7 protein-coding genes are annotated in these 10,526 nt (G+C 71.3%); 2 read left to right on the plus strand and 5 right to left on the minus strand.

Annotated features, from left to right (window positions below):
- Positions 1-117: 117 nt before the first annotated feature.
- The 3 genes from BRX43_RS00210 to BRX43_RS00220 all read right to left on the minus strand — a co-directional run bounded on the left by BRX43_RS00210 (position 118) and on the right by BRX43_RS00220 (position 3,407).
- The gene (locus tag BRX43_RS00210; protein ID WP_125992811.1) at positions 118-1,437 is read right to left on the minus strand and encodes a hemolysin family protein; all 1,320 of its coding nucleotides are present in this window, start codon (positions 1,435-1,437) and stop codon (positions 118-120) included.
- Positions 1,438-1,617: 180 nt separating this feature from the next.
- Complete coding sequence (locus tag BRX43_RS00215) at positions 1,618-2,829, minus strand: CmpA/NrtA family ABC transporter substrate-binding protein (protein ID WP_125992812.1); 1,212 nt, start codon at positions 2,827-2,829, stop codon at positions 1,618-1,620.
- The gene (locus tag BRX43_RS00220) at positions 2,829-3,407 is read right to left on the minus strand and encodes an ANTAR domain-containing protein (RefSeq protein ID WP_125992813.1); all 579 of its coding nucleotides are present in this window, start codon (positions 3,405-3,407) and stop codon (positions 2,829-2,831) included. The genes BRX43_RS00215 and BRX43_RS00220 overlap by 1 nt, the downstream gene beginning before the upstream one ends.
- A 136-nt stretch (positions 3,408-3,543) precedes the next feature.
- Here BRX43_RS00220 and BRX43_RS00225 point away from each other — a divergent pair, with 136 nt between their 5' ends.
- Both BRX43_RS00225 and BRX43_RS00230 read left to right on the plus strand, forming a co-directional pair.
- Complete coding sequence (locus BRX43_RS00225; protein ID WP_125992814.1) at positions 3,544-5,337, plus strand: copper resistance system multicopper oxidase; 1,794 nt, start codon at positions 3,544-3,546, stop codon at positions 5,335-5,337.
- On the plus strand, positions 5,334-6,254 hold the full coding sequence (locus tag BRX43_RS00230) for a copper resistance protein B (protein WP_241214684.1): 921 nt from the start codon (positions 5,334-5,336) through the stop codon (positions 6,252-6,254). The genes BRX43_RS00225 and BRX43_RS00230 overlap by 4 nt, the downstream gene beginning before the upstream one ends.
- 37 nt (positions 6,255-6,291) lie before the next feature.
- Here BRX43_RS00230 and BRX43_RS00235 read toward each other — a convergent pair whose 3' ends face one another.
- Complete coding sequence (locus BRX43_RS00235; RefSeq protein ID WP_125992815.1) at positions 6,292-8,208, minus strand: alpha-L-fucosidase; 1,917 nt, start codon at positions 8,206-8,208, stop codon at positions 6,292-6,294.
- Positions 8,208-10,442 carry a hypothetical protein gene (locus tag BRX43_RS00240; protein ID WP_125992816.1) on the minus strand — a complete coding sequence of 745 codons (2,235 nt, stop codon included), beginning with the start codon at positions 10,440-10,442 and terminating at the stop codon, positions 8,208-8,210. Before BRX43_RS00240 ends, BRX43_RS00235 begins: the two co-directional genes overlap by 1 nt.
- Positions 10,443-10,526: the final 84 nt, after the last annotated feature.

A 10,526-nucleotide genomic window follows, 5' to 3' on the forward strand; every position in this document is an offset into this window, starting at 1 on the left:
GCCTCCCCGGCGCTGGAGAGGCGGTTCGCTGCTATCTCATGCCCGACGCCATTGCCGGACGACCACAAGCTGCCCGAATCACGCTTGCCGCGCAAGCCCCTTTTCGCAGGTGCAGCATCACTCCACGGTCAGGTCGGGATCGAGCGATGTCGCCCTCAGCTGCGCGATGCGCCGCCCGTCGAGCGACACGATCTCGAAACGCCAGCCATTATGCTCGAACGTCTCCCCCGGCACCGGCAGATGGGTCAGCCGGGCGAGCGCGAAGCCGGCCATGGTATGGTAATCGGCATCGGTCGGCTCGTCGCGCCATTGCAGCAGGCGATAGCCGTCATGCGCGGACACCAGCCCGTCGATCAGAAGCGATCCGTCGTCCTGGCGGACGATGGCGGGATCGGGCCCGTCCTCGTCCTCCGCCAGCTCGCCGGCCAGCGCCTCCAGCAGGTCGGTCTGCGTCACCAGCCCCTCGACGCTGCCATATTCGTTGATGATGACCGCCAGGCGCACGGGCGAGCGCTTGAACTGCTCCAGAACGCGGACGATCGGCGTCGCCTCATGGACGATCAGCGGCTTGCGCACCACCGCCAGCGGATCGATCGCGCCGCCGTCCAGCGCCTGGTCGAGCAGGTCCTTTTTCAGGATCATGCCGCGCAGCTCGTCCAGATCGGCCTGCCCGACCAGCAACTGTTCGTGGGTCGAGCGTCGCACCGCCTGGAGGACCATCTCCGGCCCGGCATCGGCGTCGATCCAGTCGATGTCGCGGCGCGGGGTCATGATGTCGACGATCCGCCTGTCGCCGAGCGTGAAGACGCGCTCCGCCACCTCCTGCTGCGCCTCGTTGAGCAGGCCGGCCTCGTGGCTGGCGGCGACGAGCAGCTTCAACTCCTCGGGGGAGTGCAGCGCCTCCTCGCCGGTGCCGGGACGCAGGCCGAACAGCCGCAGCACCAGATTGCCCAGGCCGTTGAGCGCGCCGATCGCCGGGCGCAGCACGAACAGGAAGACGGCGAGCGGCCGCACCACCCAGAGCGCGGTCCGCTCGCTGCGCTGGAGCGCCAGGCTCTTGGGGGCGAGTTCGCCGAGCACGATGTGGAGCGCGGTGATGACGGTGAAGGAGATCGCCACCGCCACCGCATGAGACCCGCCCGAGGCGAGACCGGCGGGCAGGCCGGCGAGCATCGGCTCGACCAGATGCGCCAGCGCCGGCTCGCCGATCCAGCCCAGCGCCAGCGACGAGATGGTGATGCCGAGCTGCGTGGCGGCGAGATTGGCGTCGAGCTGGTCGATCGCGCGTTGCAGGGCCTTGGCGTTCATCCGCCCGGCATTGACCAGCTCCGCCACCCGGCTGCGCCGCACCGCGACCAGCGAGAATTCCGAGGCGACGAAGAAGCCGTTGGCGATGACGAGCACCAGCACCGCGGCCAGTCCGAGAAACGGCGACATAAGCTCCTTACCCCGCAGGCCGAAGTCCGACCTGCGTCATGATGCCCGGCGGTCGGCGGCGGGCGCGCCTTGTGCGCGGGTGTGGCACAGCCGCGCGGGCTTGGGGAGGGCGGATCGTTCGCGGCGGGGGTTGTTTGCGCCGGGGACACGCATTCTACCCTTGACGGGGAGCGCAATGGGTCAGGGCAGTCCCGCCAGATAGCCCGGCATGTCGTCGGGATCGAAGGCCCGTCCGTCGAAGAACCGGTCGCTGCCCAGCATCAGCCGGCCCTGGGTCGAGCCTGCGGCGATCGGTTCGCCCAAGGCGCCCTCCAGCTTGGAGCTGGCGCCGGGCAGCACCGCGCCCGATCCGGCGAGCGCGGCCCGGTACAGGTCGGGGCGGAAGGTCGCCATCGCCGCCGCCGCCTCGTGCCCGTCGAACGGCTGGCCTTCCCAGCGGATCATCTGGGTGTAGAGCCACGCCGCCTGGCTGCGCCACGGGAAGTTGGCGGCCTCGCGATACTGGAACATGAAGTCGGGATAATGGATCGGGTCGCCGTCCGGCACCACCCGGATGCGATCGGTGATCGCGCGCAGGATCGCATCGACCGGCGCGTCGCAATATTCCGGGCGCGCCAGGATCGCCGCGCTGTCCCCGGCGGTGCCGGGGGCGACGAAATGCGCGGCGGCGGCATGGAGCGCGCGGATCAGGGCGGCGACCGCCTCCGGCCGTTGGGCGGCGGTGGCGGCGGTCAGCGCCAGCACCTTCTCGACGCCGCGCCGCCACACCTGCGCGCTGGCCAGCGCGATGCGGCCAACGCCGCGATCGACCGCGATCGAGTTCCACGGTTCGCCGACGCAGATGCCGTCGATCGCGCCCGTCGCCAGCGCATCGGCGGCGAAGGGCGGGCTGGTGACCGCGATCACGACATCCTCGTCCGGGCGGATGCCGACCTGCGCCAGCCAGTAGCGGAGCATATAGTTGTGGCTGGAATGGCGATGCACCACGCCCAGCCGTATCGGTCGCCCGGCCGCGCGGCGCGCCGCCGCCACCTGCTTCAGCGCCGCGCCCAGCGTCACCGGATCGCCCAGTCCCGCGTCCAGCCCGCACGCCTCGCCCAGCGCGGTCGACAGGGTGATGGCGTTGCCGTTCAGCCCCAGCACGAACGGCACCGCCAGCGGCACCGCCGGTCGCCCCCGGCCCAGGGTCGTCGCGATCGCCAGCGGCGCGACCAGATGCGCGGCATCGGTATGGCCATAGAGCAGCCGGTCGCGCACCGTCGCCCAGGTCAGGTCGCGCACCGGCCGGATCGCGATCCCCTCGGCCGCCGCGAAGCCCAGTTCGTGCGCCAGGATCGGCAGCGCGGCATCGACGAGCGGCAGGAAGCCGATGCGGAACGTCTCGCGGCCCATCACAGCCCTCCCATCACGGCGTCGCTGGTCACGATCGCCTCCGCCACCTCGGCGATGCGCCGGTTGGACTGCATCGCATGGCCGCGCAGCAGCGCATAGGCGGCCGGTTCGTCCAGGTTCCGCCGCTTCATCAGGATCGCCTTGGCCCGGTCGATCACCTGTCGGTCGGCGAGGGCGGTCTTCGCCTCGGCCAATTCGGCCTGAAGCCGGGAAAAGGCCTGGAAGCGGCGGATCGCCAGCTCCAGGATCGGCTGGATGCGCTGCTTGGCCAGGCCGTCGACGACATAGGCGGAGACGCCGGCATCGACCGCCGCCATCGTCGCCGCCGCATCCGACTGGTCGACGAACATCGCGATCGGCCGGGCCAGCGCCCGCGACATGGCGAAGAAATCCTCCAGCAGGTCGCGGCTGGGATTTTCCAGGTTGATGAGCACGACCTCCGGCGCGGCGGCCTCGACCTGCGCGACCAGCGGCCCGGCGGGATCGATCACCGCCAGGTCGGTCAGCCCCGCCTCGCGCAGTCCCTCCGAGATGATCGCGGCGCGCGTGGTGCTGGTATCGATGATCGCGATTCGCACGGGGTACGATCTACAATCCGGGGCCGGAGCGGGCCAGTCTCTATCGAACGGGGGCGTCCTGTGGCATGGCCGCGTTCAGGTGCGCCGGGCTAGGGGGCGGGCGCTACCGGTAGCGTACCGAGGATCGATCCGTCCGATGACCCTGTTTTCCCGCCGACATTTTATTCGCGATGCCGCCCTGGGCGGTGGCGCGGCGATGGTGCCCGGCTGGGCGCGCGCCGTCTCCGCCGGGATCGCCGCGCCGCTGCCGAGCCTGTCGGGCGAGGAGATCGCGCTGCGCGTCGAATCGCTGCACGGCATGATCGACGGCCGGCCGGCGCACCGGATCGGCATCAATGGCGGCTCGCCCGCGCCGCTCCTCCGGCTGCGCGAGGGGCAGCGGGTGCGGATCGCCGTCACCAATGCGCTGGACGAGGAGACCTCGATCCACTGGCACGGGCTGTTGCTGCCCTTCCAGATGGACGGCGTGCCGGGGATCAGCTTTCCCGGCATCCCGGCGGGCAAGACCTTCACCTATGACTTTCCGGTGATCCAGTCGGGCACCTATTGGTATCACAGCCATAGCGGGTTGCAGGAGCAGATGGGGCATTACGGCCCGATCGTGATCGACCCCGCCGGCCCCGATCCGGTGCGGAGCGACCGCGAGCATGTCGTGGTGCTGTCCGATCACAGCGCGATGCATCCGCACCGCATCTTCGCCAAGCTGAAGCAGCAGGGCGGCTATTTCAACTACCAGAAACAGACGCTGGCGGGCCTGCTCGCCGGCCGCGACCAAAAGCTCGAGGATCGGATCGACTGGGGCCGGATGCGGATGGACCCCAGCGACGTGTCCGACGTGACCGGATCGACCTATACCTATCTGGTCAACGGCCATGGCCCGGCGGACCATTGGACCGGGCTGTTCGGGCCGGGCGAGACGGTGCGGCTGCGGCTGGTCAACGCGTCGGCGATGACCAATTTCAACGTCCGCCTGCCGGGCCTGGCGATGACGGTGGTGCAGGCGGACGGGCAGAATGTCCGGCCGGTGACGGTCGACGAGCTCCAGATCGCGGTGGCGGAGACCTATGACGTGCTGGTCCGCCCGGCCGAGCCGCGCGCCTATGCGCTGGTGGCGGAGGCGTGGGACCGGTCGGGCATGGCGCGCGCCACGCTCGCTCCGCGCGCCGGCCTGACCGCGCCGGTGCCGCCGCTCCGCCGCCGGCCGCTCGCCACCATGACCGACATGGGGATGGGGGCGATGGCGGGCATGGATCATGGCGCGATGAAGCATGACGGGCCGGCCGCCGCCGATTGCCCGCCCGAACACGCCGCCATGGGTCATTGCACGCCCGGCGCCCCGGCCGGCGGCGCGGCGATGCCCGCCATGAGCCACAAGATGCGCGACTTCGCCAATGCGCCCGGCCTGCCGAAGACGGTCGTGGTGCAGACCGTGTCGCCGATGCCGATGGACCGGATGGGCGATCCGCCGCAGGGGCTGGCCGATGTCGGCCACCGGGTGCTGGTCTATACCGACCTGGTCGCGCTGGCGCGCAATCCGGATGGCCGCGCGCCGACGCGCCAGCTCCAGATCCACCTGACCGGCAATATGGAACGCTATATGTGGGCGTTCGACGGGGTGAAGATGAACGCCGTCACCGCGCCCATCCCGTTCCGCCAGGGCGAGCGGGTGCGCGTGACGCTGGTCAACGACACGATGATGGCGCATCCCATCCACTTGCATGGCCATTTCTTCGAACTGGTGACGGGACATGGCGATCACGCCCCGCGCAAGCATACGATCAACGTCGCGCCGGGCGGCACCGCCACCTTCGACCTGACCGCCGATGCGCTGGGCGACTGGGCGTTCCACTGTCATCTCCTCTATCACATGCATGCCGGGATGATGCAGGTCGTCACCGTCCGCCCGGACGCGGCGGGAGCGGCGGCGTGATCGGAGCGATGCTCCTGCTGGCCGTGATGCCGCCGCAGCACGATATGCACGCGATGCCCGGCATGGCGCAGGACCGGCCCGCCAGTGTCGATCCGTCCTGTCCGCCGGAGCATGAAGCGATGGGGCATTGCACGCGCCGGCCGCAGGCCGCCCCGCCGGCCGGCACCGACCAGCCGGCCGGCGACGCGCCGCCACCGCCGGCCCCGACCGACCGCGCCGCCGACCGCTTCCACGATCCCGGCGCGATGGCCGCCGCCGACCGGGCGATGCGGCGCGAGCATGGCGGCATGGCCTTCCGCCAGATCCTGTTCAACCTGGCGGAGGTGTCGCCGCGCGCCGGTCGCGACTCCTATCGCTGGGACGGCGAGGGCTGGTTCGGCGGCGACATCCACCGGCTGGTGGTGCGCAGCGAGGGCGAGGGCGCGTTCCGCAGCCGGGTCGAGACGGCGGAGGTGCAGGCGCTCTATTCGCGCGGCGTCGATCCCTATTGGAACCTGCAGGCCGGCCTGCGCCAGGATCTGGGTGCCGGCGCGCGGCGGACCTATGCGGTGGTCGGCGTCGAGGGGCTGGCCCCCTATTGGTTCGACGTGGAGGGCGCGCTGTTCTTGTCGGATCGCGGCGAACTGCTCGGCCGGGTCGAGGGCTGGTACGACCAGCGCGTGACGCAGCGGCTGATCCTCCAGCCGCGCGTCGAGTTCAACCTCGCCGCGCAGGACATGCCCGGCCGCCGCATCGGGGCCGGGCTGTCGACGGCGGAGGCGGGCCTCCGCCTGCGCTACGAATTCGCCCGCGAGTTCGCGCCCTATGTCGGGGCGAACTGGGAGCGCCGCACCGGCGCCACCGCCCGCTACGCGCGGGGGCGGGGCGAGGATGCGGGCGGCGCGGCGCTGGTGCTGGGCGTCCGCGCCTGGTTCTGACGGCCCGATATTCCTCCCCTGCGCGGGGAGGAATGCGTCATCCCGCGAATGCCCCGATATCGGCGACCGCCATCTTTGCGGCCGGCACGGCGGTCGCGGCGAAGGTGAAGCGCAGGTAGCGGAGGCGGCGCGGGGCGGGGAAGGGGATGCGCTGCGTCGCCAGGGCATAGGCGATGTTGGGGAATTCGCCCTCGCCCGCCGCCGTCCAGGCCCGGCCGTCGACGCTCGTTTCCACGCGGTAGCCGCGCGGCGGGGCGGCGTTGGGCGTGGGGTTGCGCTCGGGCGTCAGCGAGAAGCCGGCCAGATCGCGGGCCTGCCCCAGGTCGAGCGTCAGCGTCGCGGGCGCGGCGGCGGTCGGCGCGGGCGTCGTCCAGGCGGTGGCGACATCATTGTCCAGCATGGCCTCGGCCCCCGGCGCGGAGGCGGCGACCACGGTCCAGCCCTTGCCGGTCAGCACCTGGTCCTCGCGCGCGGCGGGCGGCGCGACGGGCACCGGCGCGACCGATCGGAACAGCGCCACTTCGCTGATCGCCGGGCAGACCGGGGCTTCCAGCACCACGAGGCGCAGGCGGCGCGCGCTGATCGGCCGGGGCAGGCGGATGATCCGCTGCGCGCCGATGCACTCATGCTCGGCCAGCCGCTGCCAGCGGCCGTCCGTCTCCGCCTCGACCGCGAAGCGCGTCACGCGCACGCCGAGCGGCAGATGTTCGCGCAGGCGGATCAGGTCGAACGGCCGGTTCGGCGGCAGGTCGAGCGTCAGCGTCGGCGTCGTCACGCCATCGGGCGTCGACCAGTAGCTATCGTCGCGTCCGTCCAGCACCCGGGCGGGGGCGAAGGCGGGGCCGCGCACATGGCTGGCGCTCGCCACCGCGCCCTGGGCCAGGTCGGTCGCGAAGCTGGCCCGTTGTGCGTCGCCGAAGGATTTCAGCACCGCCACGTCATGCGCGGCCAGCTGCCCGCGCCGGTCGGGCGGCAGGTTGAGGTTGAGATTGGTGCCGCGCCCGACCGACTCATCGAACAATCGCACCAGCCGCGCCGGACTCTTCACCTTGGCGTCCTCGTCGGCATGATAGAACCAGCCGGGCCGGATCGACACATCGGTTTCCGCCGGCCACCAGAGCGGTGCGCCGCGCACGCCGCTATTTCCCTCCGACTGGACATAGGGATGGTTCGGCATGGTCGGCCAGCAGGGATCGCCCGCCACGCCATTCTCGTTGCCGACCCAGCGGATGTCCGCGCCCAGCGGATCGAAGGTGCAGGCGTCGGGCTGATATCGGTGGACCAGCGCGATCGTCTTCGGCCAGTCGTAATAGCGGGGCGCATCGATCTTCCGCGTCTCGCGCGCGCCGCCATAATAGCCGTCGCCGCCATTGGCCCCGTCGAACCAGAATTCGAACAGCTTGCCGTAGCGGGTGCAAAGCTCGACGATCTGCTGGCGGAAATAGTCGATATAGGCGGGCCGGCCATAGTCGGCGTGGTTGCGGTCCCAGGGCGACAGATACAGTCCGAAGGACAGGCCGGCGCGGCGGGTGGCGCGCTCCATCTCGCCGACCACATCGCCCTTGCCGTTCTTGTACGGGCTGTTGCGGATGCAATGTTCGGTCAGCATCGTCGGCCACAGGCAGAAGCCGTCATGATGCTTGGCGGTCAGGATGATACCGGTCATCCCGCCCGCCTTGGCCGCCGCGACGATCTGGTCGGGATCGAAGTCGGTCGGGTTGAACAGCTTGGGGCTTTCGTCGCCCAGCCCCCATTCGCGCCCCGTGAAGGTGTTGATGGAGAAATGGACGAAGGCATATTGCTGGCGCTTGTGCCAGATCAGCTGGCGCGGCGAGGGCGTGGCCCCCCAGGGGCGCGGCGTGCCGGTCGCGGCGGCGGCGGGGCCGGCCAGGCCGGCGGCCATGCCAGTCGCCATGCCGGAGGCGATCAGGGAACGGCGGGACAGGTCGGTCATCATGGCACTCCGGCAATCGGGGAGGAGGAAAGGGGTTCGGGGATCAGCCAGGTCTCGGCGACCTGATGGCCGCGCCCGCTGCCGCCCATGCCGGGCGGCCGGGTCCAGGCGAGGTCGAGCGTGCCGCCGGCGGTGGCGGCGGGCGGGATCGCGATCTCGACCGTCATCGGATTGGACGTGCGGGCGAAGGCGGACTGGAGCGTGTAGCGGCCATTGGCGGTCAGCGTCATCGGCAGGGTGTAATCCTCGCCCGCATAGGTCGCGACCAGGCGATAGCGGCGATGCGGGTCGAGCCCGGCATAATGCAGCCGGATCGGCCGGTCGTAGAGCGCCTCCGCATAGTCGAGCGCGGGAAGCGGCCAGCCATCCTCCGGCGTGCGGTCGGCGATGCCGTCGATCGCCGTATCGTACATCTGCGGATCGGCGGCGAAGCCGGTTCCGCGCACCAGATGCGGCTCGGCATCCGGGCGACCGAGATCGTCGTAGAGCGTGCCCTCCGCCCGGCGGCGGCGGTCGGGCAGGGGGAAGCCCCTGGCCAGCGCCGCCAGCATCGCGGAGCGGCCGGTCAGGTCGACATCGACCCGGTCCAGATTGGCCCCGCGCTCGATCGTGGTCGCACCGTAGCGCGTGACGCTCAGTTGCAGCCGCGCCTGCTGCCACAGCCGCTCGGCGAGCGCGAAGAGCCGGGCGCGCAAGGGCGCGACCGCCGCGCCGTCGGGCCGGTCGAGCGCGGCGCGGGCGCTGGCGGCATCGGGAGCGGCCCGGACCGCCGCGAGGCGCTGGCGGGCGGCGATGGTGCGCTGGCGGACGATCGCGTCATAGACCGCCCGGTAGCGCAGGCTGTCGATCCGCCAGTCGGCGAAGCGGGCGGGGCGGACCCGGTCGGTCAGCGCCAGCGTGCGGTCTATGCCGGTATTGGCCGCCGGATCGCCGGTCCAGTTCGCCTCCAGCGCGAAGGGCAGGGCGGCGGCGGCGGGGTCGCCGATGAACATCCGCGCATATTGCCGCGCCACGTCGTGCGGATCGGTGGCGAGCGACCAGCCGAACTGGAACCAGAGCAGCTGGTTGAAATCGTCGTTGACCCCCTCCGAATAGGTCACGAACCCCTGGGTCAGCGGCAGGAAGCGCTCGGCGATCAGTCGATAGGCGCGGGGACGGGGATTGATCGGCTCGCGCCCCTCGGTCAGCGCGAATTCGGGCCACCATTGCGGCACCGGGAATTGCGCATGCATGGTGTGCGCGATGTCGGGATAGAGGATCAGTGGATAGCGGCCGGGGATGCCCCGGCGCTGCACCGGCAGCGGGTCGCGCGTCTGCGGCCCGACGAACACGCCCGCCAGCCAGTCCGGCCGCCGGTCGAGTTGTCGGTAGAAGGCGTCCAGCCCGGCGGCATCGAATCCCTGGGTGGAGAGATAGACGGGCGCCGCAGGGTTGCGCCGGTGCAGCACCGCCGCCTGCCGGGCGACCAGTGGGAAGAGATGGTCGGGATCGGTATGGCCGGGGTCGCCGCCGGGCACGTAGAGCGCGTCGACCTGGGGAAGGTCGCCCAGCACCCGGGTAAAGGCCGCGACCTCCCCTTCGACTTGCTCGGCTTTGCGATAGTCGCCGAGTTCCGGATAGTAGAGCGCGACGTCGAGCCCCAGCCTGTGCGTGATGCGGGCGATGCCGGCCAACGTCTCGCGCGGGGGCGCGGGAAAGAGCGGGCTGCTCGCCTCGTCGTCGGACACCGGCGCGATGATCTGCACGCCGCTCGCCCCCCAGAGGGCGAAATCCTCGATCCGCCGCTCGAACATCGCCAGCGTCCAGGCATCGTAGCTGTTGTTCTTGGGGCGATAGCCGATCTGGGTCAGCCGGGTCGCGAAGCGGGGCGAGAGGGTGACGTTCGCCGGGGCGGTGAGGCGGGGCGCGCCGTCCGCCACGTCCAGATGGCGCAGCAGCCAGCCCGCACCGTACACCAGCCCGCGCGTGTCGCGGGCGGTGATGACGATGGAGGAGCCGATCCTGCGCACCGCATAGCTCTCGCGGCCGAGGGTCGGCATGCGCCAGCGGCGGCGCCGGGCGGCGGGCAGCGCGGCGCGCACGCGGGCGGCCGGGGCCACGAGCACGTGCAGGTCGCCGCACCGGTCGATCCGCTCCGCCAGCCGCCGTTCGAGCAGCGCCGCCGCGATCTCGCCGCCGGGGGCGGTGGCGACGCAGGACGCCGCGATGGCGAGGGACAGGGCGGCGATCAGCATGGCCTTCGTGCTCCTGCCTTTGCAGGAACATGGGGAGAGAGGCGCGACCGGGAGCCGTTCCCCGGCGAAGGCCGGGGCCCAGTT

The sequence above is a fragment of the Sphingomonas sp. S-NIH.Pt15_0812 genome (genome assembly GCF_003951315.1).
Classification (GTDB): domain Bacteria; phylum Pseudomonadota; class Alphaproteobacteria; order Sphingomonadales; family Sphingomonadaceae; genus Sphingomonas.

Coding starts and splice junctions, on each gene's coding strand:
- BRX43_RS00240 (WP_125992816.1), bottom strand. CDS start 10,442: ATGCTGATCGCCGCCCTGTCCCTCGCCATCGCGGCGTCCTGCGTCGCC.
- BRX43_RS00235 (WP_125992815.1), bottom strand. CDS start 8,208: ATGACCGACCTGTCCCGCCGTTCCCTGATCGCCTCCGGCATGGCGACT.
- BRX43_RS00225 (WP_125992814.1), top strand. CDS start 3,544: ATGACCCTGTTTTCCCGCCGACATTTTATTCGCGATGCCGCCCTGGGC.
- BRX43_RS00215 (WP_125992812.1), bottom strand. CDS start 2,829: ATGGGCCGCGAGACGTTCCGCATCGGCTTCCTGCCGCTCGTCGATGCC.
- BRX43_RS00210 (WP_125992811.1), bottom strand. CDS start 1,437: ATGTCGCCGTTTCTCGGACTGGCCGCGGTGCTGGTGCTCGTCATCGCC.